The sequence below is a fragment of the Candidatus Marivariicella framensis genome, assembly GCF_982709265.1.
Genome location: NZ_CEXPNT010000002.1, coordinates 20059 through 42848 on the forward strand (window position 1 = coordinate 20059; position 22790 = coordinate 42848).

At 34.5% G+C, this 22790-nt stretch carries 31 protein-coding genes; 6 read left to right on the top strand and 25 right to left on the bottom strand.

Translation table 11 applies throughout. The annotated features are described in order from the left end of the window. Position 1: 1 nt before the first annotated feature. The 24 genes from rplO to rpsL are packed head-to-tail and all read right to left on the bottom strand — an operon-like array spanning position 2 to position 12127. Positions 2-457, bottom strand: coding sequence for a 50S ribosomal protein L15 (rplO, locus tag AC34EU_RS00995; RefSeq protein WP_487533250.1), 456 nt, complete (start codon positions 455-457; stop codon positions 2-4). Between the two features lie 13 nt (positions 458-470). Beyond that, positions 471-650, bottom strand: coding sequence for a 50S ribosomal protein L30 (gene rpmD / locus AC34EU_RS01000; RefSeq protein ID WP_487533248.1), 180 nt, complete (start codon positions 648-650; stop codon positions 471-473). Positions 651-659: 9 nt separating this feature from the next. Next, positions 660-1184, bottom strand: a complete 525-nt coding sequence (gene rpsE / locus AC34EU_RS01005) for a 30S ribosomal protein S5 (protein WP_487533247.1) — start codon at positions 1182-1184, stop codon at positions 660-662. A 12-nt stretch (positions 1185-1196) separates the two neighbouring features. After that, positions 1197-1547, bottom strand: coding sequence for a 50S ribosomal protein L18 (gene rplR, locus AC34EU_RS01010; protein WP_487533246.1), 351 nt, complete (start codon positions 1545-1547; stop codon positions 1197-1199). A 9-nt stretch (positions 1548-1556) separates the two neighbouring features. Further along, entirely contained in the window at positions 1557-2099 is a 543-nt protein-coding gene (gene rplF, locus AC34EU_RS01015) for a 50S ribosomal protein L6 (RefSeq protein ID WP_487533244.1), read from the bottom strand. 19 nt (positions 2100-2118) lie between these two features. After that, complete coding sequence (rpsH, locus tag AC34EU_RS01020; protein ID WP_487533243.1) at positions 2119-2520, bottom strand: 30S ribosomal protein S8; 402 nt, start codon at positions 2518-2520, stop codon at positions 2119-2121. 14 nt (positions 2521-2534) lie between these two features. Beyond that, positions 2535-2804: a 30S ribosomal protein S14 gene (gene rpsN / locus AC34EU_RS01025; RefSeq protein WP_487533242.1), complete on the bottom strand. Its 270-nt coding sequence runs from the start codon at positions 2802-2804 to the stop codon at positions 2535-2537. A gap of 1 nt (position 2805) precedes the next feature. After that, positions 2806-3357 carry a 50S ribosomal protein L5 gene (gene rplE / locus AC34EU_RS01030; protein ID WP_487533241.1) on the bottom strand — a complete coding sequence of 184 codons (552 nt, stop codon included), beginning with the start codon at positions 3355-3357 and terminating at the stop codon, positions 2806-2808. A 2-nt stretch (positions 3358-3359) separates the two neighbouring features. Continuing rightward, a complete protein-coding gene (gene rplX / locus AC34EU_RS01035; protein ID WP_487533240.1) occupies positions 3360-3671 on the bottom strand; it encodes a 50S ribosomal protein L24 in 312 nt (103 codons plus the stop codon). Positions 3672-3682: 11 nt separating this feature from the next. Continuing rightward, a complete protein-coding gene (gene rplN / locus AC34EU_RS01040) occupies positions 3683-4051 on the bottom strand; it encodes a 50S ribosomal protein L14 (protein WP_487533239.1) in 369 nt (122 codons plus the stop codon). A 1-nt stretch (position 4052) separates the two neighbouring features. Continuing rightward, positions 4053-4310 carry a 30S ribosomal protein S17 gene (gene rpsQ, locus AC34EU_RS01045; RefSeq protein ID WP_487533238.1) on the bottom strand — a complete coding sequence of 86 codons (258 nt, stop codon included), beginning with the start codon at positions 4308-4310 and terminating at the stop codon, positions 4053-4055. A 20-nt stretch (positions 4311-4330) separates the two neighbouring features. Next, positions 4331-4516, bottom strand: coding sequence for a 50S ribosomal protein L29 (gene rpmC, locus AC34EU_RS01050; RefSeq protein ID WP_487533237.1), 186 nt, complete (start codon positions 4514-4516; stop codon positions 4331-4333). A gap of 2 nt (positions 4517-4518) precedes the next feature. Continuing rightward, positions 4519-4947 carry a 50S ribosomal protein L16 gene (gene rplP, locus AC34EU_RS01055; protein WP_487533236.1) on the bottom strand — a complete coding sequence of 143 codons (429 nt, stop codon included), beginning with the start codon at positions 4945-4947 and terminating at the stop codon, positions 4519-4521. Positions 4948-4965: 18 nt separating this feature from the next. Further along, complete coding sequence (gene rpsC, locus AC34EU_RS01060) at positions 4966-5694, bottom strand: 30S ribosomal protein S3 (RefSeq protein ID WP_487533234.1); 729 nt, start codon at positions 5692-5694, stop codon at positions 4966-4968. 3 nt (positions 5695-5697) lie between these two features. Then, positions 5698-6102: a 50S ribosomal protein L22 gene (gene rplV, locus AC34EU_RS01065; RefSeq protein ID WP_487533232.1), complete on the bottom strand. Its 405-nt coding sequence runs from the start codon at positions 6100-6102 to the stop codon at positions 5698-5700. A gap of 5 nt (positions 6103-6107) precedes the next feature. After that, a complete protein-coding gene (gene rpsS / locus AC34EU_RS01070; RefSeq protein WP_487533231.1) occupies positions 6108-6386 on the bottom strand; it encodes a 30S ribosomal protein S19 in 279 nt (92 codons plus the stop codon). Positions 6387-6389: 3 nt separating this feature from the next. Further along, complete coding sequence (gene rplB, locus AC34EU_RS01075; RefSeq protein WP_487533229.1) at positions 6390-7214, bottom strand: 50S ribosomal protein L2; 825 nt, start codon at positions 7212-7214, stop codon at positions 6390-6392. Positions 7215-7224: 10 nt separating this feature from the next. Further along, a complete protein-coding gene (gene rplW, locus AC34EU_RS01080; RefSeq protein WP_487533227.1) occupies positions 7225-7515 on the bottom strand; it encodes a 50S ribosomal protein L23 in 291 nt (96 codons plus the stop codon). A gap of 4 nt (positions 7516-7519) precedes the next feature. Then, complete coding sequence (rplD, locus tag AC34EU_RS01085) at positions 7520-8152, bottom strand: 50S ribosomal protein L4 (protein WP_487533226.1); 633 nt, start codon at positions 8150-8152, stop codon at positions 7520-7522. After that, complete coding sequence (gene rplC, locus AC34EU_RS01090; protein WP_487533225.1) at positions 8152-8769, bottom strand: 50S ribosomal protein L3; 618 nt, start codon at positions 8767-8769, stop codon at positions 8152-8154. Before rplC ends, rplD begins: the two co-directional genes overlap by 1 nt. A 19-nt stretch (positions 8770-8788) precedes the next feature. Then, complete coding sequence (gene rpsJ, locus AC34EU_RS01095; RefSeq protein WP_487533224.1) at positions 8789-9094, bottom strand: 30S ribosomal protein S10; 306 nt, start codon at positions 9092-9094, stop codon at positions 8789-8791. Between the two features lie 10 nt (positions 9095-9104). After that, complete coding sequence (gene fusA, locus AC34EU_RS01100) at positions 9105-11231, bottom strand: elongation factor G (protein WP_487533223.1); 2127 nt, start codon at positions 11229-11231, stop codon at positions 9105-9107. Positions 11232-11251: 20 nt separating this feature from the next. Further along, positions 11252-11731: a 30S ribosomal protein S7 gene (gene rpsG / locus AC34EU_RS01105; protein ID WP_487533222.1), complete on the bottom strand. Its 480-nt coding sequence runs from the start codon at positions 11729-11731 to the stop codon at positions 11252-11254. 21 nt (positions 11732-11752) lie between these two features. Next, positions 11753-12127: a 30S ribosomal protein S12 gene (gene rpsL / locus AC34EU_RS01110; protein WP_487531205.1), complete on the bottom strand. Its 375-nt coding sequence runs from the start codon at positions 12125-12127 to the stop codon at positions 11753-11755. 393 nt (positions 12128-12520) lie between these two features. Between rpsL and AC34EU_RS01115 the strand changes: the two genes are divergently transcribed. The 6 genes from AC34EU_RS01115 to AC34EU_RS01140 all read left to right on the top strand — a co-directional run bounded on the left by AC34EU_RS01115 (position 12521) and on the right by AC34EU_RS01140 (position 21295). After that, complete coding sequence (locus AC34EU_RS01115; protein ID WP_487533221.1) at positions 12521-13240, top strand: hypothetical protein; 720 nt, start codon at positions 12521-12523, stop codon at positions 13238-13240. A 217-nt stretch (positions 13241-13457) separates the two neighbouring features. Then, positions 13458-16721, top strand: coding sequence for a SusC/RagA family TonB-linked outer membrane protein (locus AC34EU_RS01120; protein WP_487533220.1), 3264 nt, complete (start codon positions 13458-13460; stop codon positions 16719-16721). A gap of 21 nt (positions 16722-16742) precedes the next feature. Next, a complete protein-coding gene (locus AC34EU_RS01125) occupies positions 16743-18335 on the top strand; it encodes a SusD/RagB family nutrient-binding outer membrane lipoprotein (protein ID WP_487533218.1) in 1593 nt (530 codons plus the stop codon). Positions 18336-18344: 9 nt separating this feature from the next. Next, entirely contained in the window at positions 18345-19175 is an 831-nt protein-coding gene (locus tag AC34EU_RS01130) for a hypothetical protein (protein ID WP_487533217.1), read from the top strand. Between the two features lie 93 nt (positions 19176-19268). Then, positions 19269-20012, top strand: a complete 744-nt coding sequence (gene rlmB, locus AC34EU_RS01135) for a 23S rRNA (guanosine(2251)-2'-O)-methyltransferase RlmB (RefSeq protein ID WP_487533215.1) — start codon at positions 19269-19271, stop codon at positions 20010-20012. Next, entirely contained in the window at positions 20009-21295 is a 1287-nt protein-coding gene (locus AC34EU_RS01140; protein WP_487533214.1) for a replication-associated recombination protein A, read from the top strand. The genes rlmB and AC34EU_RS01140 overlap by 4 nt, the downstream gene beginning before the upstream one ends. Here the strand turns inward: AC34EU_RS01140 and AC34EU_RS01145 are convergent. Further along, complete coding sequence (locus tag AC34EU_RS01145; protein WP_487533213.1) at positions 21292-22788, bottom strand: TrkH family potassium uptake protein; 1497 nt, start codon at positions 22786-22788, stop codon at positions 21292-21294. The genes AC34EU_RS01140 and AC34EU_RS01145 overlap by 4 nt on opposite strands. Positions 22789-22790: the final 2 nt, after the last annotated feature.

Sequence of the window (22790 nt, forward strand, 5' to 3'; positions counted from 1 at the left end):
ATTATTCTATACTAATAGCTTCTCCCCCTGCTTTTTCAATTGCAATTTTTGCAGTAGATGTAAATTTATGAGCCGAAACTTTCAATGAAGCTTGGATTTTTCCTCTTCCTAAAATTTTAACAAGATCATTCTTTCCTGCCAAACGAAGAGAGATTAAATGATCAATTGTCAATTCTCCTTTTATTTTTTTTGAATCAACCAATGCCTGAATAGTATCTATATTAACACCCGTATATTCTTTACGGTTAATATTTTTAAATCCAAACTTCGGAACACGTCTTTGCAAAGGCATTTGACCTCCTTCAAATCCTAACTTTTTAGAATATCCAGAACGAGACTTAGCACCTTTATGTCCTCTTGCAGCGGTTCCACCTTTTCCTGATCCTTGACCACGTCCAAGCCGTTTGCTGTTTTTATGTGTTGACCCAATTGCGGGTTGTAAATTACTTAAACTCATTTAATGTCTGTTTTTAAGCTTCAACAACTGAAACTAAATGTTCTACTTTTTTAACCATCCCTAAAATACTAGGTGAAGAATCATGTATAACCTCTTTACCAATTCCTCTTAAACCTAAAGCTTCAAGAGTTCTTTTTTGAGACTTAATTCTTTTAATACTACTTTTTACCTGTATAACTTTTATTTTTTCCATTTTAATAGATTAACCATTAAATACTTTATCGATTGATACTCCTCTTTGACTAGCAACTGTTTCTGGACTTCTAAGTTGAAGTAAGGCGTCAAAGGTAGCTTTTACAACATTGTGTGCGTTAGAAGATCCTTGTGACTTTGAGAGAACATTGCGAACTCCTACTGATTCTAACACAGCTCTAACAGCTCCACCAGCAATAACACCCGTTCCATCAGATGCAGGTTTTAGAAAAACTCTACCCCCTCCATATTTACCTTTTTGTTCATGTGGAAGAGTTCCATTTTTAATTGGAATTCTAACTAAGTTTTTCTTGGCATCTTCAATAGCTTTTGAAATAGCTACCGGAACTTCTTTTGACTTACCTAGTCCTTGTCCTATAACTCCATTTTCATCACCTACAACAACAATGGCGGAAAAACCAAATGCTCGCCCTCCTTTAGTTACTTTAGTTACACGTTGAACAGCTACTAGACGATCTTTTAAATCAAGCCCCGCAGGTTTAACATATTCGATATTACTATAGTTTTGATACATATATTTAATCTATTAAAATTTAAGACCTGCTTCACGAGCACCATCTGCTAATGATTTGACTCTACCATGATATAAATACCCACCACGATCAAACTTAACAGTTTTTACACCTGCTGCTATTGAGCGTTCTGCAATCAATTTACCAACCATCGCTGAATTCTCAATTCTAGATGAACCGGAAATATCTTTTTCTCTTGAGGATGCTGTCGCTAGAGTTGTTCCATTTTGATCATCAATTAATTGAGCATAAATCTCTTTATTACTTCTAAAAACTGCTAATCTGGGCTCTAATGAACTACCTGATATTGTTTTTCTAATTCTTTTACGAATTCTTTCTCTACGTTGTGTTTTTGTCAATCCCATGGTATAAAATTATGCTGATTTACCTGCTTTTCTTCTTATTTCTTCTCCAACAAAACGAACGCCTTTACCCTTGTATGGTTCAGGTTTTCTAAATGACCTAATCTTAGCGGCAACAAAACCGATCAATTGCTTGTCATGTGAGGTGAGTTTTATTCTAGGATTTTTTCCTTTTGCTGAAATTGTTTCAACCTTTACTTCAGGTGCAATATTAAAAACAATGTTATGTGAATACCCTAATGATAAGTCAAGAAGTTGAGCTTGATTAGTAGCGCGATAGCCCACACCAACCAATTCTAATTCTTTTGTAAACCCCTTAGATACCCCTTCAACCATATTATTGACCAAGGCACGATATAAACCGTGCTTAGCATTAGAGTCTTTTGTTTTAGAGGGATTTATCACATTTATAATACCATCATTGTTTTTAAAGTTTACATCAGAATATGGTTGAGATAACTCACCAAGCTTTCCTTTAACAGTTATCAAATTCTCTTGAATATCCACAGTTACTCCTTCGGGTATTACTATGGGATTATTTCCTATTCTAGACATTTATTTACAATTTCCTTTATTAATATACATAGCAAAGCACTTCGCCTCCTACATTTTGTTTTTTTGCTTGTTTTCCAGTCATCAAACCACTTGAGGTAGAGATTATTGAAATACCTAATCCATTTAACACTCTAGGAAGATTATCACTACCAGAATATTTACGTAAACCTGGAGTACTAATTCTCTGTAATTTTTTGATGACAGGGTCTTTAGTATTTGAATCATACTTAAGAGCAATTTTAATGTTTCCCTGATTATTTTTAGTTTCCTCAAATTTAAAACTAAGTATAAATCCTTGATCAAAAAGAATTTTAGTCATTTCCTGTTTTGTGTTGGATGATGGTATATCAACAACACGATGACCAGCACTATTCGCGTTACGAATTCGAGTTAAATAATCTGCAATTGGGTCTGTATTCATAATTTTTGTTTTTTTTACCAGCTAGCTTTTGTTACTCCAGGTATCAATCCATTATTAGCCATTTCTCTAAAAGTAACACGTGAAAGTCCAAACTGACGTATATAACCTTTTGGTCGTCCCGTTAACTTGCATCGATTGTGTAAACGTACTGGAGATGCGTTTTTTGGTAACTTCTGAAGAGCTTCATAATCACCTGCTTCTTTTAAAGCTTTACGCTTTGCAGAATATTTTGCTACTGTTTTAGCTCTTTTTACCTCACGAGCTTTCATTGATTCTTTTGCCATATTAATTTTTTTTAAATGGAAGCCCTAACTCATTTAATAATGATTTCGCTTCTTTATCTGTATGTGCATTGGTGACAAATGTAATATCCATTCCACCTATTTTATTAACTTTATCAATATTTATTTCAGGGAAAATAATCTGCTCAGTGACTCCAAGATTATAATTTCCTCGTCCATCAAAACCAGTAGCTTTTACTCCTTGAAAATCTCTAACACGTGGTAAAGCTACTGTAACAAGTCTATCTAAAAACTCATACATTTTTTCACCACGAAGAGTTACTTTCGTTCCTATGGGCATACCTTTTCTTAATTTGAAAGAAGCTACATCTTTCTTAGATAAAGTTGGAACAGCTTTTTGACCAGAAATTTGCGTTAATTCATCAACAGCATAATCAATAAGTTTTTTGTCTGAAACGGCTGCACCAACACCTTTACTTATAACAATTTTTTTTAGCTTAGGTACTTCCATTATATTTGAATAACTAAATTCATCCTTTAGAGAATTCACTATTTTTTCTTTGTACTCCTTTTTAAGTCTTGGTTGGTAGCTCATAATTATAAAACTTCATTTGATTTTTTTGAATAACGAACTTTCTTATCATCCTCAATTCGATAACCTATTCTCGTTATATTTCCGTCAGCGGTAAGGATTGAAAGGTTTGAAATATCAATTGATGATTCTTTTTCGACAATGCCTCCTTGAGGACTTTGAGCACTTGGCTTAGTGTGTTTCTTTACAAGGTTAATTCCCTCAACAATAACTCTACCTGTTTCAGAAATAATTTTAACCACCTTTCCCTCACTACCTTTTTGAGCACCAGCTACAACTCTTACATTGTCACCTTTTCTAATTTTAAATTTTTTCATTATTATAAAATTTATAACACCTCAGGTGCTAGTGAAACAATTTTCATAAACTGCTTATCTCGCAATTCACGAGCAACAGGACCAAAAACACGAGTTCCTCTCATCTCACCTGTTTCATTAAGCAATACACATGCGTTATCATCAAAACGAATGTATGATCCATCAGGTCTTCTAATTTCTTTAGTGGTTCTAACAACAACTGCAGTGGAAACTTGTCCTTTCTTTACTGTGCCAGCAGGGGTTGCATCTTTTACAGTAATAACAATTTTATCACCTACAGAAGCATAACGTCTTTTTGTACCTCCTAGCACTCTAATTGTTAATACTTCTTTTGCTCCTGTGTTATCAGCAACTTTAAGTCTTGATTCTTGTTGTAACATTTTATTTTGCTCTTTCTATTATTTCAACTAATCTCCAGTTTTTTGACTTACTTAAGGGACGAGTTTCCATTATTTTAACCGTATCACCGATATTACAATCATTTGTTTCATCATGAGCGGTATACTTTTTAGTCTTTAAAACGTATTTACCGTACATTGGATGTTTAGTTCTTTTAACTTCAGCAACAACAATAGATTTTTCCATTTTATTACTAGTTACTTTTCCAATTCGTTCTTTTCTAAGATTTCTACTTTCCATAATAGTTATTTCTTATTGGTTTATTTTTTAGCATTTTGTGCTGTTAATAAACGTGATATTGTTCTGCGAACATCTCGAATTTGTATGGGATTTTCTAAAGGCGAAATCGTATGTGTCATTCTTAAGTCGTTTAATTTTTTTTTAAATTCCTCTACTTTATCTATTAAGTCTTGTGCCGAGAGTTTTTCTATTTCAGTTTGTTTCATCTTTAATCAGTTTCTTTTTGATAATCACGAGCAATAATAAACTTAGTTCGAACAGGGAGCTTTTGAGCCGCAAGCCTTAAAGCTTCTTTTGCTATATCTAATGTTACACCAGCAACTTCAAACAATATTCGACCGGGCTTTACAACTGCAACAAAATATTCTGGAGCACCTTTACCTTTACCCATTCTAACTTCCAATGGCTTCTTAGTTATAGGTTTATCTGGAAATATTTTAATCCATAATTGGCCTTCACGTTTCATATGGCGCGTAGCGGCAATCCTTGCAGCTTCAATTTGCCTTGATGTTATAAAAAGAGAATCTGTAGATTTAATACCAAACATTCCATTAGATAACTGGTTACCTCTTTGAGAAAGACCTTTCATTCTTCCTTTTTGTGCCTTCCGAAATTTTGTTCTTTTAGGTTGTAACATAATACCTATGATTCAGTTTTAGTTTTTTCCGCGGCGCTGTTGACGACCTCCAGATTTATTATTATTTTTCGAATTTACTCCCGATTTTTTTTGCATTCCAACAAGTGGAGATAATTCTCTTTTTCCATAAACTTCACCTTTCATTATCCAAACTTTCACTCCCAAACGACCGTATGTAGTATGAGCTTCAACAAGTGCATAATCAATATCTGCTCTAAAAGTTGATAATGGAATACGACCTTCTTTATACGATTCACTTCTTGCCATTTCAGCACCATTTAATCGTCCTGAAATTTGAACCTTGATACCCTCAGCATTCATTCTTATAGATGAAGCAATTGACATTTTAATTGCACGACGATATGAAATACGATTTTCAATTTGACGAGCAATACTTGAAGCAACAAGTTTTGCATCTAACTCCGGTCTTTTAATTTCGTGAATATTTATTTGAACTTCTTTATCAGTAATTTTCTTTAACTCCTCTTTTAACTTGTCAACTTCTGAACCAGCTTTACCAATAATTATTCCAGGTCGTGCAGTCGTTATAGTTAGGGTAATTAATTTTAATGTTCTTTCAATGATAACATTTGAAACACTAGCTTTTGCCAAACGGGCATGAATATACTTACGGATTTTATCATCCTCAGCTAATTTATCTCCATAATCTCGACCACCATACCAGTTAGAGTCCCAGCCTCTAATAATTCCTAGGCGATTTCCAATAGGATTAGTTTTTTGTCCCATAATTTAATCTTCAATATTGTTTGCACCCAAAACAAGGGTTACATGATTTGATCTTTTTCTAATTCGATGAGCACGCCCCTGAGGAGCTGGACGAAGGCGTTTAAGCATACTTCCACTATCTACTTTAATTTCTTTTACAAATAACTCTGCATTCTCAACATCACCTTCTTCATTTTTGGCTTGCCAGTTTGAAATAGCAGAAAGCAATAACTTTTCTAACCTACGTGAAGCCTCTTTAGGGCTAAACTTAAGGATAGAAAGAGCTTTATCTATTTTCTCACCTCTTACCTGATCAGCTACAAGTCTCATTTTACGTGGAGATGTAGGACAGTTATTTAATTTTGCAAAGGCAATATTTTTTTTACCTTCTTTTGTGAGTTCAGCACTCTGTCTTTTACGATTTCCCATGTGCTTTATTTTTTACCTTTATTTTTTGCTCCAGCATGCCCTCTAAATGAACGTGTTGGTGAAAATTCACCTAATTTATGTCCTACCATATTCTCTGTAATATAAACAGGAATGTGAGTTTTTCCGTTATGAACAGCTATTGTTTGTCCAACAAAATCAGGTGTAATTAGTGATGCCCTAGACCATGTTTTAATAACAGCTTTTTTGTTATCTTCAATATTCTTGTGAACCTTAGCGTTTAAGCTATGATGAACATAAGGACCTTTTTTAAGTGAACGTGCCATAGTTTATTTTTTTCTGCGCTCAATAATGAACTTATTACTTGCTTTTGTTTTAGTACGTGTACGGTATCCTTTTGCAGGAATACCATTTCTAGAACGAGGGTGTCCTCCAGATGCACGACCTTCTCCACCACCCATTGGGTGATCAACAGGATTCATCGCTACTGGTCTTGTCCTAGGACGTCGTCCTAACCAACGTGATCTCCCGGCTTTTCCTGAAACCAATAATTGATGATCGGTATTGGAAACTGCTCCAATTACGGCCAAACAAATAGTTTGAATCAACCTGGTTTCTCCTGAAGGCATTTTGATTGTTGCAAATTTACCATCTCTAGCCATTAACTGCGCGAAGGAACCAGCACTTCGAGCTATAACAGCTCCTTTTCCTGGTTGTAGCTCGATACATGAAATTATGGTTCCAAGTGGAATTTTAGATAACGGTAAAGCATTTCCAATATCTGGTGTAGACTTATCACCTGATGAAATTTTTTGATCAACTTTCAAGCCATTTTGCGCTATGATATATCTTTTCTCTCCATCCGTATATTCTACAAGAGCAATAAATGAACTTCTGTTTGGGTCATATTCAATTGATTGTACGGTGGCGGAAATATCAAATTTATTTCTCTTAAAGTCAATAACACGATAACGTTTTTTATGGCCGCCACCACGATGACGAATGGTCATTTTACCTTTATTGTTTCTTCCTCCACTACGCTTTTTTGGCTCTAATAAAGTTTTTTCAGGTTTATCTGTAGTAATTGCATCAAAGCCATTTACTACTCTAAATCTTTGTGCGGGCGTTACTGGTTTTAATTTTCTAACTGACATCTATCTGTTATTATAAATTACTATAAAAATCAATTACATCACCGTCTGCTACCTGAACAATAGCTTTTTTTAATGCGTTCGTTTTTCCGTGTTGAATACCTGTTTTAGTAAACTTTGTTTTTCGCTCGGGACCATAATTCATAGTTCGAACTTTATTAACATTTACACCGTATGATTTTTCAACAGCTTTCTTAATCTCAACTTTGTTGGCTTTTGTGTCAACAAGGAATGTATAACGATTATTAAGCTCGCTATCTGATGTAGCTTTTTCGGTGATAATTGGTTTAATTATAATACTCATATACCTAAACTTTATTCAAAATTAATTCTAGATCGGCAATAGCACTTTCAGATAAAACCAAATTACCAGCATTGGTTATTTTGTAAGTGTTTAATTCTGAGTTAGTTATAACTTGAGAATTTTTTAAATTGCGCGACGACAAATATACATTTTTATTTTTCTCTCCCAATACCAGTAGGGATTTTTTACCCTCTAGATTTAAAGCCTTCAATACCTTTATAAAGGAAGAAGTCTTTGGTTCTGATAGCTGAAAATCTTCTAAAACAATGATTGACTTATCTTTAGCTTTTATACTGAGTGCAGATTTTCGAGCTAATCGTTTAACTTTTTTATTAACTTTTTGACTATAATCTCTAGGTGAAGGACCAAAAACTCTTCCTCCTCCTCTAAATAATGGATTTTTTATACTACCTGCTCTAGCAGTACCTGTACCTTTTTGCTTTTTTATTTTTCTGGTTGAACCAACAATCTCAGCACGTTCTTTGGATTTATGTGTCCCTTGACGTTTATTTGCCAAGTGTTGTTTGACATCTAAATAAATAGCATGATTATTAGGCTCTACACCAAACACAGAAGGATCAAGCTTTGCTTTTCTTCCGGTTTCTTTTCCTTCAATATTTACAATAGCTATTTCCATTATTTCCTTATTATTACGTATGCGTTTTTATGTCCTGGGACACAACCTTTTACAACAAGAATATTTTTTTCTGCAACAACTTTAACAACACGAAGGTTTTGCACTTTTACAGATTCGTTTCCCATTTGACCAGCCATTCGCATACCCTTAAATACTCGGGCAGGATATGATGCTGCACCAATAGACCCTGGAGCACGAAGACGATTATGTTGACCGTGAGTAGCTTGTCCTACTCCAGCAAAACCGTGTCTTTTAACAACTCCTTGGAATCCTTTTCCCTTTGATGTTCCAGAAACATCAACAAATTCTCCTTCTACAAAATGTTCTACAGTTATATGGTCACCCAGTTTATGGTCTTCACTAAAATTTTGAAATTCAACAAGTTTACGCTTGACAGGAGAGTTAGCCTTTTTGAAATGGCCGATAGCTGCATTAGAACTATTTTTTTCAGACTTGTCATCGAAACCTAACTGAAGAGCATCATACCCATCAATATCTTTAGTTCTGACTTGGGTAACCACGCAAGGACCAACTTCTATAACTGTACATGGAATATTTTTTCCATTTACATCATAAAGAGATGTCATTCCGATTTTTTTTCCGATTAATCCAGACATGATTACTATTATTTTTTTATTATACTTTTATTTCTACTTCTACTCCACTTGGTAATTCTAACTTCATTAGCGCATCAATTGTTTTTGATGAAGAGCTGTATATGTCTAACAAACGCTTGTAATAACATAATTTAAATTGCTCACGCGATTTCTTATTTACGTGTGGTGAACGTAATACAGTAAAGATTTTTTTGTTTGTAGGAAGCGGAATAGGTCCAGTTACTACAGCACCGGTTGTCTTTACTGTTTTTACGATTTTATCAGCAGACTTATCTACCAAATTGTGATCGTAGGATTTTAATTTTATTCTAATTTTTTGACTCATTGATGCTTAATTAAACGTTTTTTCCTTTTACATCAGCAATAACTGCCTCAGATATATGTGATGGGGTTTCGGCATAATGTGAAAACTCCATAGTTGATGTAGCTCTACCTGATGAAAGCGTTCTTAATGAAGTTACATACCCAAACATTTCAGATAGAGGAACCAGAGCCTTTACAACTTTCGCTCCCGCTCTATCGTCCATAGCACTCACTTGACCACGACGACGGTTTAAATCACCTACTATATCACCCATATTGATTTCTGGAGTTAAAACCTCTAACTTCATGATTGGCTCCATTATTACTGCTTTTGCTGCTTTTGCAGAATTTTTAAATCCTAGTTTAGCTGCTAACTCAAAGGAAAGAGAATCTGAATCAACCGCATGAAAAGACCCATCTTTCAATGTTACTTTCATAGAGTCAACTTCAAAACCTGCCAAAGGACCATTATTCATTGACATTTTAAATCCTTTTTCTACTGAAGGAATATATTCTTTAGGAACATTTCCTCCCTTAATAAGATTGACAAATTCTAGTCCTGGCTTACCTTCTTCAGCAGGCTCAATTTCAAATACAATATCTGCAAACTTACCTCTACCTCCTGATTGTTTTTTATAAATTTCTCTATGTTGAGCTTTAATGGTTAAAGCTTCCTTATATTCTACTTGAGGTTGCCCTTGATTTACCTCTACCTTAAATTCTCTTCGAAGACGATCAACTATAATATCTAAATGTAGTTCACCCATTCCAGAAATAATTGTTTGTCCGGAAGCCTCATCAGATTTTACTTGAAAGGTCGGATCCTCCTCAGCCAACTTAGCTAAAGACATTCCTAATCTGTCAACATCTGCTTTAGTTTTGGGTTCAACTGCAATTCCAATTACTGGATCAGGAAAGTCCATACTTTCCAATACAATAGGGTGTTTTTCTTCCGTAAGCGTATCGCCTGTTTTAATATCTTTAAATCCTACTGCGGCACCTATATCTCCCGCTTCGATATAATCAATAGCATTTTGTTTGTTAGAATGCATTTGATAAATACGAGAAATTCTTTCCTTATTACCAGAACGGTTATTTAAAACATATGAACCGGCGTCAAGTCTTCCAGAATATGCGCGAAAAAATGCTAAACGACCGACATAAGGATCAGTAGCAATTTTAAATGCTAATGCCGAAAAAGGTTCTTTTGCATTTGGCTTTCTTGAAATCTCAAGGTCTGTATTTGGATCAGTACCAGTTATAGCCTCTTTATCCTGAGGTGAAGGTAAATAACGACACACGGCATCTAATAAAAACTGCACGCCTTTGTTTTTAAATGAAGATCCACAAATCATGGGTATAATACTAATTTCCTGAGTAGCTGCTCTTAAAGCATTATGAATCTCATCTTCAGTTATACTGTCCGGGTCATCAAAAAACTTCTCTAATAGAACTTCATCATATTCAGCAACAGCCTCTATTAGTTGATTACGAAGCATTTTTGCCTCTTCTTTTAGATCAGAAGGAATATCAACAACATCAAATGTTGAGCCGTAATTATCATCATGCCATACAATCGCACGATTTTTAACTAAATCAACAATACCTTTAAAATGTTCTTCATCACCAATATTTAAGACTATTGGAACGGCATTTGATTTAAGCATGTCTTTAACTTGCTTACATACTCCTAAAAAATTAGAACCTTGACGGTCCATTTTGTTAACAAATCCTATACGAGGAACTTTATAATTATCAGCTAAACGCCAATTTGTTTCTGATTGAGGCTCAACACCATCTACGGCTGAAAATAAAAAAACCAATCCATCAAGAACTCTTAATGATCGGTTTACTTCAACTGTAAAATCAACGTGACCAGGGGTGTCTATTATGTTAAAATGATATTCATTAGCATCAGATTCATCTTGTTCTTTTTCTGAAGGAAATGACCATTTACAAGTTGTGGCTGCTGAGGTTATAGTGATTCCTCTTTCTTGTTCTTGCTCCATCCAATCCATTGTTGCCGCTCCATCATGAACTTCTCCAATTTTATGACTAACACCTGTGTAAAAAAGAATTCGCTCTGTGGTGGTTGTTTTACCTGCATCAATATGAGCAGCAATTCCAATGTTTCGTGTGTATTTTAAATTTCTTGCCATTTTAAATTATATGTCTGAAATTAAAATCTAAAATGAGAAAAGGCCTTGTTTGCTTCGGCCATTTTGTGAGTATCCACTCTTTTCTTTACAGCAGAACCTTCTTCTTTTTCAGCAGCAATACATTCATTTGCAAGCCTAAGAGCCATTGATTTTTCATTACGCTTGCGCGCAGAAGTAATTAACCATTTCATAGCCAGAGAAACTTTTCTGTCAGCACGAATTTGCATAGGAATTTGAAATGTGGCACCTCCAACTCTTCTACTCCTAACCTCGACATGAGGCATTACATTTGATAATGCATCTTTCCATATTTCAAGAGCCGTTTTCTCCTCTTCCTCTTTCTTTCTTTCGTCTATTATATTAATAGCATCATAAAAAATTTTGTAAGCGGTTGATTTTTTACCATCCCACATAAGATTATTCACAAACCGAGTAACTAATTGATCTTTAAATTCTGGATCTGGTAGTAATGGTCGTTTTTTAGCTTCTCTTTTTCTCATGGTTAATCGTTGAAGAAATTATTATTTTTTAGGACGTTTAGCTCCATATTTGGATCTTCTTTGAAGTCGACCTTCAACTCCTGCGGTGTCAAGAGCTCCACGTACTATGTGATAACGAACTCCAGGCAAATCTTTTACTCTTCCACCACGAACTAACACGATAGAGTGTTCTTGAAGATTGTGTCCTTCTCCAGGAATGTATGCATTTACTTCTTTTCCATTGGTCAATCGTACACGAGCAACTTTTCGCATAGCTGAATTTGGTTTTTTCGGAGTGGTAGTATATACTCTCGTACATACACCACGGCGTTGTGGACAGGATTCTAAAGAAGCAGATTTACTCTTCTTAGTATTTGTCACTCTTCCTTTTCTTACTAATTGTGCAATAGTTGGCATATATTTTTTATCAATTTTTATTATTGAAATCCCCTTTTTGGGCGTGCAAATGTAGAATATTTTTTTTGTCTTTCAAATCCAAAAATGGTGTTTTTTAAAAAAATAATGATATTTAATGGTTGATTAAAAGCAGTAAGTTTATTTTTTTTAAAATTTGTCAGTAAAAATAGACAAGTTATTTTATTGATTTATTGATATTTATAAAAATTTAAAGACTTGCTATGTCTGATAATTATTGTAAATCTAACCTGTTTAAAAAATAAATTAAAAGGCATTAAACCATTTGCCTTAATTAGTGTCCATTATATAAGTATAAGCATTTAGTCAAGATTATTAATAACCATTTCAATTGTCTCAAATTTATTTTATAAGTTTACGCACGAAAAAAATACAATGAAAAAATTTTTTACTTACTCAAAGTTTCACCCAATATTAATCTTACTAATTAGTATAAATATTTATTCTCAGCAAGATTTAACAGACACAAGGAGCATGGACGCCCTCACTGATTTAAAAAATCGTCGAGCTAGAAAAGCTACTCCACCTAAAGGAGTTAAAGGCACTTACTACTTTAGTGAAAACTTTCAATTATCAACAGTCGTATATTTTGGGGAAGAATTAAAAGACAAAACATTGTTAAGATACAATGCTGCAAATGATGAAATTGAAATGGGAAACAGCACTACACAAAAAGATGCTGAGGAAATACTTTTAAAAAGCGCGAAAGTTAATGCCATTATTGATAATGAAGAATATAGACTATTACCTCACCGGTTAAAAGAATCTAATTACCCTGTTATTGGATATTTAGTTGTTTTAGTTGACAACAATAAATATTCATTATATATAAAGAGAAAAAAAGTTTTTATGAAAGCAGTTGAAGCTAGAACTTCACTGGACAGATCTTTCCCTCCAAGATTTGTTGATGATGTATCATATTATTTTAGCCTAAAAGGAAGCACACCCCTACCTTTAAAGGTAAGCAAATCTAATCTTCGAAAAATATCTGGAGAAAATGGGGCTAAAGTTAAAGCCTTCATTAAAGATAATAATATTAAAATTAAGTCTTTAAAGGGTTTGATTCAAGCATTTGACTTTATGAATTCATTATAAGTTGGATACCCCATAATGTAATTTAACCTATTTAGGTATACTAACATTACTATTTTAAACTGCCCCCCCATTAACCCGCTAGTAATCAAAGTCAAAGAATAAATTTTTGGTTTTTCTTAACATGAAAGAGTTAATTTTTGGTTTTTCTTAACATTTAGTCTATATTTATAGCCAATTTTTAATTGAAAATAAATATTAATTAATCAAACTTTAAAGTATGAAAAGCTTATTAAGACTGATAATGGTTACTTTGATAATGACGCAAGTTGCGTTTGCGCAAAAAACTATTACCGGTGTGGTCTCTGATGACCAAGGTATGCCGCTCCCAGGAGCTACAGTTCTTGAGCAAGGTACTAGCAACGGTGTTTCTACCGATTTTGACGGGAATTATTCCATTGAAATAGCTGAAGGCAATGTTCTTGAATTTAGTTTTGTTGGATATGAAACTTCAGCAATAACGGTAGGTGCCGACGATCAAATTAACGTATCGTTAGCCCAAGGCAATGAATTAGAAGAAGTTATCGTAACTTCTCTTGGTATTAAGCGTGAGAAGCAAGCCTTAGGGTATGCTGTTTCGAAAGTTGATCAAGATCAACTAGAGCAACGCTCTGAAGGAGATATAGGACGTGTCCTTGCTGGTAAAGCATCTGGTGTACAAATCACTAATGCTTCTGGTGTCTCTGGATCTGGAACAAGTATAGTTATTCGTGGATTTAACACGTTTAGCCAAGGTAACCAACCTCTATTTATAGTTGATGGTATTCCTTTTTCAAGTGATACTAATGCTCAAGGTAGTTTTGTTGATGGAAACAGTGGATCTTCACGATTCTTAGACATTGACCCAAACAACATTGAGACTGTTAGTGTATTAAAAGGTCTTGCGGCTTCTAACCTTTATGGTACTCAAGGTCGTAACGGAGTAATCTTAATCACAACTAAATCAGGAAGTACTGCTGGTTCAGGTGCTGCTAAGAAAACCGAAATAACTATTAACACCTCTTATTTTAATGTAGAACTCGCATCTCAGCCAGATTACCAAATGCAATATGGTAATGGTTTTGATCAATCATTTGGATGGTTCTTCTCTAACTGGGGTCCTAGCTTCGATGAAGGTGGTCCTGCAGGATGGGGTGGACAAAGTTCAATTAATGGATCTGGAACATGGGCTTCTTCGCTTATTGGACCAAATGCTGGACAAAATGTTACTAAAGGTTATTTAAAACACCCATACGTAACTCAAAGTAGCGCTACTGGAACATATGATATTCTTGAACTTATTGGTCTTAATCAAACCTCTGAATACAAGTGGCAACCATACGATAGTGTTGGTGGCTTCTTTCAGACTGGTCACACTGCCTCTACAAACATGAACATGCGTGGAGCAAGTGATGATGGATCTATTTCATATAACATTAACTATGGTAATCTTGAAGACCTAGGATTTACTCCTGAAAACTCTTTAAGAAGAAATACTTTAAGTTTTGGAGGTCGTGCTAATTTATCTAATGGATTTGTAATTAACGGAACATTAAACTATACAAACACAAACTTTAAATCTCCTCCAGTTGCTGCTGGATATGGATCTAACGTAGGTGGTGAAGGTGCTTCTGTATTTGCAAATGTATTTTATACTCCACGTTCTGTAGACTTAGTTGGTCTTCCTGACACTAACCCTGTTACTCAAGGTTCTTTATACTATCGTAATAACAATGGTATTCAGAATCCAAATTGGACTGTCAAAAACGCGGCAAACACTCAGTTAGTTGATCGTGTATTTGGTGGAGCAAATATTTCTTATAACCTAAGCGATAATCTTAGTGCATCATACCGTTATGGAATTGATGTTTATTCTGAGAATAACGTTAATTACGCTAACAAAGGTGGTAAGACAGGTAGTTTAATCAACCAAAATGGTATCTATGAAACTTGGAATAACAGAAAAAGTATCAATGACCATAACTTATCTATAGCAGGTAGCTATAAGGCAGGTCCGCTTGGAATGGACTTCACTGTTGGTTATACAACTCGTGGTGACACATACGACAGAAACGGAACTAGATCAATTGGTCAACAAGTTTACGGAGTACTTCGTCATTTCAATTACGAACAACAAGATGAACTTCAATATTTCGAAAGAAGAAACATTAAAGGTCTTTATGGACAAGCTTCTTTTGATTATAATCGTTTTGCATACTTAACAGTATCAGCTCGTAAGGATGAAGTATCTAACCTTTCAATGGAAAATCGTTCAATCGTTTATCCATCTGCAAGTGTATCCTTCCTTCCAACTTCTGCTTTTCCATTTATTAAAAGTGATTTGATAAACCTATTGAAGGTTCGTGCTAGTTACGGTACTTCCGCTAACTTCCCATTTGGATATCCAATTGCTGCAACTTTAAATCTTGACACTCAAGATTTCTTAACTGATTCTGGTGGACAAGTGATCACAAATACTTCTGGATCCCTTTTAGGTAACCCTAATTTAAAACCAGAGACTATTAGTGAGATTGAGTTTGGTATTGAAGGTAGATTCCTTGATAGTAGATTAAGTGTAGATTTCTCTGTATATGACAAAAAGACAAACGATTTAATTATAAGACGTCCACTTGACCCATCTACAGGTTACACTGCTACTCAAACAAATATTGGTGAAATTTCAAATAAAGGTATTGAATTAGATCTTGGACTTGATATAATTAGAGGACAAGATATAAGTTGGAGTGCTTTTCTTAACTATTCAGCAAACGAATCAATTGTAATGGATCTTGGTCTTGATACAGATGAAATAGTTTATTCTGGATTTAGTAATCTAGGAAATGTTGCGAGAGTTGGTGAATCTTTAGGTTCTATTGTTGGATCTGCAATCACAAGAAATGATGCTGGTGGTAGAATAGTTAATAACCAAGGTAGTTATGATACTACTTACGGTACTAACATCATTGGTGATGCTAACCCTAACTTCTTACTTAACATAAGTAACAGTCTTAAAGTAGGAAATTTATCGTTTAACTTTTTAATTAACCATGTAAATGGTGGAGATATTTACTCGATGACGGTAGCAACAATGCTTGGTCGTGGTCTAACAAATGATACATTAGATCGTGAGCTTTCATATATTTTACCTGGTGTAAATTCTGCTGGTGAAGTAAATACGAAACAGATCAACAACTCTACATTCTACTTTAGTAATGTATTGTATGGTCCAGATGAACTTCAAGTTTATGATGGTAGTGTATGGCGTTTAGGTGAGGTGTCTCTTACTTATGATATGCCACAAGCAATTATAGATGCAACACCATTTGGTGGAATAAGTATAACTGCTGCAGGTTACAACCTTTGGTATGATGCTTATAACACTCCAGAATTTGTAAACTTTGACCCGAATATCGCGGGAACAGGAGTAGGTAACGGACGTGGATTTGACTATTTGAATGGTCCAAGCGCAAAGAGATTTGGAGCTAGTTTAAAACTTACTTTTTAAATAATGAAAAACAATAGAATTATGAAATCAATTAATAAATTTTTCGCAATGTGCCTCGGTACTCTTCTTGTGTTAAGTTCATGTGAGACCGCAGACTTGGAACTTACGGTGAACCCTAACGCGTTAGATCCTAGCCAGGCAAGTGCAGACTTTTTCTTGAATGGAATTCAAGAAGACTTTGCTGGATGGGCACACTCATTCGGTAGTGTTGGTAGTAATCTAACTCGTATAACTTACATGAGTGGGAGAAACTATGACAACGTATATTCACCTAATTCATTCGATGGTCGATGGCAATCAGCATATCAAGGTATGCTTGAAGACATCAGACTTATGAATCTTTTAGCTGAAAATCGACCATATGCATTAGGTATGGGAGAGGTAATGGAAGCATACATATATTTGACACTAGTAGATTATTTTGGAGATGTACCCCAAGTTGACGCATTAAATGCTGCTGAGGGTATATTAAATCCAACTGCATCTGCTGGAGCTGATGTATATGCTCATGCAATCTCTAAATTAGATGCTGCAATTGCTCACTTTACTACTGGTGGGGGAGCGCCTGAAAATGACTTCTACTACAAAGGAGACGGAGCTAAATGGATAACAGCTGCAAATAGTCTTAAGAAAAAGGCATACTTGAATATGGGTAACACATCTGCATATGGTGCAATTAGTAACTATATTAAAGATGGATCTCAAGATTTCCAATTCCAATGGGGAACTAACGCTGCACAGCCTGACACGCGTCATCCAAACTACAGAAGTAGCTATACCCCAACAGGTGGAGGTTCTTATATGGCAAACTGGTATATGGATACGATGAAAGCTGGTGTAGGAGGAATTGCAGACCCTAGAGTTTTTTATTACTTCTATCGTCAAGTTGAAGGTGTTCCTGGTTTTGATGGATACGCAGCTAATGAAGAAGTTTTAGAATGTGGACTTGAAGGTTACTTTAACCCTTACCCAGCAGGAATAGTATTCTGCTCGCCAGGTGGAGGTTATTGGGGACGTGATCATGGAAATGATAACGGTATCCCACCAGATGGATTCCAGAGAACACTTCACGGTAGTTATCCTGCTGGAGGAAAGTTTGACGATCGTTCATATGCTTCACAGAAAAATGGAGCTGGTGCTGGAGGTGCTGGTGTAACACCAATTATGCTTTCTTCATGGATGCATTTTATGGATGCTGAAGTTGCTGGTGTTGGAACAGCTGCTGGAACTACTTCAGTTTTAGCTGGAATAGCTGCTTCAATGGCAAAAGTTTCTGGATTCGCAGGATCACCTGCTATGTCTAGTACTGCTGTTGATGGCTACACTACTTCATTTGCTTCAGTATGGACTAATGCAAGTACTTCAGAAAAAGGGAACATGTGGGCTAAGCAATATTGGATTTCATTATTTGGAAACGGTACAGATGCATACAATGCATACAGACGTACAGGTTTCCCAACTGATGTACAGCCAAATATTGAGCCTAATCCAGGTTCATTCCCAAATTCAATGTGGTATCCTAATAATTATGCTACCAGAAATTCAAATGCAGCCCAAAAGGGTAATTTGACTGGAAAAGTATTTTGGAATACACAAAGTTTTAATCTTAAATAATAAACAGATATGAAAAAAATAATAACTCTATTTAGTTTATTGTTGATAACAGTTTCTTGTCAAGAACCTGAAACAACAATTAACGACGTTCTTGATAACTACGTTACAGGGGCGGTATTAAGAGGTTGGAACCCTACGGGAGACTACAATTTCTTTGCGCCTACTACATCAGTATTTACAGTTGAAATTGAAGAGCATGATGTAAAGAATGGTGCTTTAATGCAAAGTGTTGAAGTTTATGTTGCACTTAACGGTGCAGGTGAAGTTTTACTAAGGACATTAACGCCTACTGATTTTGCTGTTGGTGTCAATGGACTTCCTAGACATCAGTTAACAGTAACTCTTGGAGAATCTATCAGTGCTTTAGGATTATCAAGTACTCAGTATACTGGTGGAGATGTGGTTAATATTCGTTTACAGTTAAATTTAACTGATGGACGTAGCTATACTAACACTGATGCAGCAAGTTCACTAACTGGATCATATTTTAAGTCACCTTATATCTATAATATGACTATAAAATGTATTCCTGTAGGTGCTGTAGCTGGAGACTATACTATTAATATGATTGATTCATGGGGTGATGGTTGGAATGGAGCATCAATAACTGTTACAGTTGATGGTGTTGCACAAACTGTTGGTCTTCCAACTGGTGCTACTGGAACTCAAACAATAACAATACCTGCAAGTGCTTCTACGATGTCATTCGCCTTCGTAAGTGGTGATTGGGATAGTGAAGTTACTTACACTATTTCATTTAATAATGGTGGTGGTGACCAAACTGCAATATCAGAGACTAACCCTGGTGCAGGAGTTAAAGTATTAAGTGTTTGTCCGTAATTGACAAATTCAATACTAAAAAAAAGGAGATCATTTGATCTCCTTTTTTTTTTACAAAAACATTGAATAAAAAAAATAAAGTATTTTTATTGTATGGAAGATAAAATTGAGATATATGGTATTCATGCAATACTTGAGGCTATAGAATCAGAGACTAATATAGAAAAGGTATGGCTGCTTAAAGGTAACAGAGGATCACTATTCCAAAGACTTGAACAATCATTACGGCAAAATAACATACCTCATTCGTACGTGCCAAAAGAAAGACTTGAAAGGTTTAAAAATAAAAATCATCAAGGGGCAATTGCTACCATATCTAAAATTGAATTTATTGAAGTTGAAGAATTAATAGAAAGTGCATTTAAAAATAATGATTCTCCAACTTTCATATTACTTGATGGAATTACAGATGCTAGAAATGTTGGGGCAATCCTAAGATCTTGTGCAGCAACGGGAGTAAATGGGTTAATCATACCTCAAACAGGAAGTGCTCCAATAAATGATGACACAATAAAAACATCAGCAGGAGGGGCATTTAAAGTTCCCATTTCAAGGGTAAATCACTTAAAAGATGCAGTTTATCTTTTAAAATCTTATAAAACTCAAATAATTGCTGTGAGTGAGAAATCAAATGAAAACTTATTTAATTTAAAAATTGAAAAATCAGCTGCTGTAATAATGGGATCAGAAGATAAAGGAATTCAAAGTAGTCTTTTAAAAATATGTGACTCCTCTATTAAACTTCCCATGGAAAAGGGAGTAGATTCTTTAAATGTATCTGTTGCTTGTGGAATTGTATTATATGAAAAAATAAGACAGCAATTGGCTTCTAAATGAACAATATTCCTTTAGCAGAAAGAATGCGTCCACGCTCATTAAAGGATTATGTTGGACAAGAAAAATTACTTGGACCCCGAGGTACACTTAGGAACATAATAGAAAGTGGATTAATTCCTTCGATGATATTATGGGGGCCCCCAGGCACAGGGAAAACAACTTTGGCTGAGTTATTATCAAAAATTCAGGAAAGACCTTTTTATCAAATTTCTGCAATAAATGCAGGGGTTAAGGATATTAGAGAGATTATTGAGAAATCTAAAAACAGGGGCGGATTATTTACAAAAAAAAATCCTATACTTTTTATTGATGAAATACATCGATTTAGTAAATCTCAACAGGATGCACTTCTTGGAGCAGTGGAAAAAGGCATTATAACTTTAATCGGTGCAACAACAGAAAACCCAAGCTTTGAAGTTATAAATGCATTATTATCAAGGTGTCAAGTTTTCATATTAGAACCCCTACCAATAAAAGCTCTTCGTGAAATTATTAATAGAACAATCTTAGAAGACTTAGTCCTTTCAAAAAAAGATATTATAATCACAGAAGACGATGCTCTATTAAGACTTTCAGGGGGAGATGCTAGGAAATTATTATCAATTTTAGATTTAGTTATAAATGTGATGGATAATAATTCAAATAAAATTGAAGTTACCAATAAAAAAGTAATGGATGTTGTCCAAACAAACATGTTAATGTTTGATAAATCAGGAGACTTACACTACGATATAGTATCAGCATTTATAAAATCTATAAGAGGAAGTGATCCAAATGCAGCAATATACTGGTTAGCTAGAATGATTGAAGCAGGAGAAGATGTTAAGTTTATAGGTAGGAGACTAATTATTCTTGCATCTGAAGATATTGGTAATGCAAATCCTAATGCTTTGTTAATTGCTAAATCAACTTTTGACTCAATAAACATAATAGGTCTTCCAGAGGCAAGAATTATACTAAGTCAATGTGTTATTTATCTTGCAAGTTCGGTGAAAAGTAATAGTAGCTACAAAGCAATAAATAAAGCCCAAGAAATTGTTCAAAAAACAGGAAACCTTTCTGTACCTCTTCATCTTCGAAATGCACCTACTAAACTTTTAAAAGAATTAAAGCATGGGAAGGACTATGATTATACCCATGATTATTCTAATAATTTTATTTCTCAAGAATATTTGCCAAAAGAACTAACAAATACAAGCTTTTACATTCCAGGGCATAATCCTAAAGAAAAGACACTACGTGATTATTTAAAAAATCTTTGGAAAGATAAATACAACTATTAACGACTTCTCCAGAAGAATGGCGTAAACAAAATTAACACAGTAAATAATTCTAATCTTCCTAGCAACATAAGAAATGAAGCCCACCATTTACCAATGTCAGGGAGGAGAGCGTAGTTAGATGAAGGTCCGAAATCTCCAATTGCTGGACCTACGTTACCTAGACTAGCGGCTGACACTCCAAAAGCGGATTCATAATTTAACCCCAAAGCACTGAAAACCAAAGCGCCTAATGCAAACGACAGCATATATAAAATAAAAAAACCTGAAATATTATAAATAATATTTTGATCTACTATTGATCCATTAAAGCGAGATCTTACTATTGCACTTGGATGTAGAAACCTTTTAAATTCTAAAAATCCACTTTTAATCATTAATAAATGTCTAACAATTTTAATTCCTCCAGAAGTTGAACCTGCTGATCCACCAACAAACATAAGTCCAAAGAAAAACATTGTTAAAAAGGGAGTCCAACCAGCAAAATTTCCTGAAACAAATCCTGTTGTTGTAATAACAGCAACAACTTGAAAAAGAGAATGTCTAATAGTGCTCTCTAATTTACCATAAACTTGAGGATGTTCAAAATTTGATTTTGATAAGTCTACATTGTTAAATACAATAAAAGCTACAATAATAACTGAAATTAAAATAAAAGTAAAATAAGTTTTAAACTCTTCATTCTTTATTATTTTTTGAATTTTTCCAGTAAAAACAAAATAACTCAAAACAAAATTTGTACCAGAAATAAACATGAAAAATATTATTATATATTGAATCATTGGATTATAATTCCAATATGCTATACTAGCATTTTTAGTAGAAAAGCCTCCAGTTGCAATTGTGCTCATAGAGTTATTAATAGCATCAAAAAAGCTCATTCCAGCAATATTCAGTAATAATGTTTCCGTTAAAGTAAATCCGACATATATATACCATAGCCTTTTAGCTGTGTCTGTTATTCTTGGATGCAGTTTATCTCCAGTAGGGCCTGGGGCTTCTGCGCTAAAGAGTTGCATTCCTCCTACACCCAATAGAGGCAATATGGCTATTGTTAAAACAATTATCCCCATACCTCCTATCCAATGAGTGGTACTCCTCCAAAAAATTATACTCTTAGGAAGGCTTTCAATGTCATTAAGAATTGTGGATCCTGTGGCAGTATATCCAGAAGTTGTTTCAAAAAAAGCAAAAGAAATTTGAGGAATTGTTTCAGTTAATAAATAAGGCAACATTCCTGAAAAAATCATCAAGACCCAGCCTAAAGCAACTATTATATAGCCCTCTCTTTTTTGAATTTGTTTTTCATGATTTTTAGTGATGAACATTAATATTAATCCAAAAATAAAAACACTAGATCCAGCTGAAAAAATCTCTAGGGTAACTCCATCTTTAAAAATTAAACTTACCAAAGCAGATAAAAACATAAATCCTCCATTAAAAAGAAGTAAAACTCCCATTAAATAGATTATTATTTGATAATTAATTCTATTCATTA

What these genes read in the sequence shown, in the direction of transcription:
- rplO (WP_487533250.1), bottom strand. Translation starts at nt 457, where the DNA reads ATGAGTTTAAGTAATTTACAACCCGCAATTGGGTCAACACATAAAAAC.
- rpmD (WP_487533248.1), bottom strand. Translation starts at nt 650, where the DNA reads ATGGAAAAAATAAAAGTTATACAGGTAAAAAGTAGTATTAAAAGAATT.
- rpsE (WP_487533247.1), bottom strand. Translation starts at nt 1,184, where the DNA reads ATGTATCAAAACTATAGTAATATCGAATATGTTAAACCTGCGGGGCTT.
- rplR (WP_487533246.1), bottom strand. Translation starts at nt 1,547, where the DNA reads ATGGGATTGACAAAAACACAACGTAGAGAAAGAATTCGTAAAAGAATT.
- rplF (WP_487533244.1), bottom strand. Translation starts at nt 2,099, where the DNA reads ATGTCTAGAATAGGAAATAATCCCATAGTAATACCCGAAGGAGTAACT.
- rpsH (WP_487533243.1), bottom strand. Translation starts at nt 2,520, where the DNA reads ATGAATACAGACCCAATTGCAGATTATTTAACTCGAATTCGTAACGCG.
- rpsN (WP_487533242.1), bottom strand. Translation starts at nt 2,804, where the DNA reads ATGGCAAAAGAATCAATGAAAGCTCGTGAGGTAAAAAGAGCTAAAACA.
- rplE (WP_487533241.1), bottom strand. Translation starts at nt 3,357, where the DNA reads ATGAGCTACCAACCAAGACTTAAAAAGGAGTACAAAGAAAAAATAGTG.
- rplX (WP_487533240.1), bottom strand. Translation starts at nt 3,671, where the DNA reads ATGAAAAAATTTAAAATTAGAAAAGGTGACAATGTAAGAGTTGTAGCT.
- rplN (WP_487533239.1), bottom strand. Translation starts at nt 4,051, where the DNA reads ATGTTACAACAAGAATCAAGACTTAAAGTTGCTGATAACACAGGAGCA.
- rpsQ (WP_487533238.1), bottom strand. Translation starts at nt 4,310, where the DNA reads ATGGAAAGTAGAAATCTTAGAAAAGAACGAATTGGAAAAGTAACTAGT.
- rpmC (WP_487533237.1), bottom strand. Translation starts at nt 4,516, where the DNA reads ATGAAACAAACTGAAATAGAAAAACTCTCGGCACAAGACTTAATAGAT.
- rplP (WP_487533236.1), bottom strand. Translation starts at nt 4,947, where the DNA reads ATGTTACAACCTAAAAGAACAAAATTTCGGAAGGCACAAAAAGGAAGA.
- rpsC (WP_487533234.1), bottom strand. Translation starts at nt 5,694, where the DNA reads ATGGGACAAAAAACTAATCCTATTGGAAATCGCCTAGGAATTATTAGA.
- rplV (WP_487533232.1), bottom strand. Translation starts at nt 6,102, where the DNA reads ATGGGAAATCGTAAAAGACAGAGTGCTGAACTCACAAAAGAAGGTAAA.
- rpsS (WP_487533231.1), bottom strand. Translation starts at nt 6,386, where the DNA reads ATGGCACGTTCACTTAAAAAAGGTCCTTATGTTCATCATAGCTTAAAC.
- rplB (WP_487533229.1), bottom strand. Translation starts at nt 7,214, where the DNA reads ATGTCAGTTAGAAAATTAAAACCAGTAACGCCCGCACAAAGATTTAGA.
- rplW (WP_487533227.1), bottom strand. Translation starts at nt 7,515, where the DNA reads ATGAGTATTATAATTAAACCAATTATCACCGAAAAAGCTACATCAGAT.
- rplD (WP_487533226.1), bottom strand. Translation starts at nt 8,152, where the DNA reads ATGGAAATAGCTATTGTAAATATTGAAGGAAAAGAAACCGGAAGAAAA.
- rplC (WP_487533225.1), bottom strand. Translation starts at nt 8,769, where the DNA reads ATGTCTGGATTAATCGGAAAAAAAATCGGAATGACATCTCTTTATGAT.
- rpsJ (WP_487533224.1), bottom strand. Translation starts at nt 9,094, where the DNA reads ATGAGTCAAAAAATTAGAATAAAATTAAAATCCTACGATCACAATTTG.
- fusA (WP_487533223.1), bottom strand. Translation starts at nt 11,231, where the DNA reads ATGGCAAGAAATTTAAAATACACACGAAACATTGGAATTGCTGCTCAT.
- rpsG (WP_487533222.1), bottom strand. Translation starts at nt 11,731, where the DNA reads ATGAGAAAAAGAGAAGCTAAAAAACGACCATTACTACCAGATCCAGAA.
- rpsL (WP_487531205.1), bottom strand. Translation starts at nt 12,127, where the DNA reads ATGCCAACTATTGCACAATTAGTAAGAAAAGGAAGAGTGACAAATACT.
- AC34EU_RS01115 (WP_487533221.1), top strand. Translation starts at nt 12,521, where the DNA reads ATGAAAAAATTTTTTACTTACTCAAAGTTTCACCCAATATTAATCTTA.
- AC34EU_RS01120 (WP_487533220.1), top strand. Translation starts at nt 13,458, where the DNA reads ATGAAAAGCTTATTAAGACTGATAATGGTTACTTTGATAATGACGCAA.
- AC34EU_RS01125 (WP_487533218.1), top strand. Translation starts at nt 16,743, where the DNA reads ATGAAATCAATTAATAAATTTTTCGCAATGTGCCTCGGTACTCTTCTT.
- AC34EU_RS01130 (WP_487533217.1), top strand. Translation starts at nt 18,345, where the DNA reads ATGAAAAAAATAATAACTCTATTTAGTTTATTGTTGATAACAGTTTCT.
- rlmB (WP_487533215.1), top strand. Translation starts at nt 19,269, where the DNA reads ATGGAAGATAAAATTGAGATATATGGTATTCATGCAATACTTGAGGCT.
- AC34EU_RS01140 (WP_487533214.1), top strand. Translation starts at nt 20,009, where the DNA reads ATGAACAATATTCCTTTAGCAGAAAGAATGCGTCCACGCTCATTAAAG.
- AC34EU_RS01145 (WP_487533213.1), bottom strand. Translation starts at nt 22,788, where the DNA reads ATGAATAGAATTAATTATCAAATAATAATCTATTTAATGGGAGTTTTA.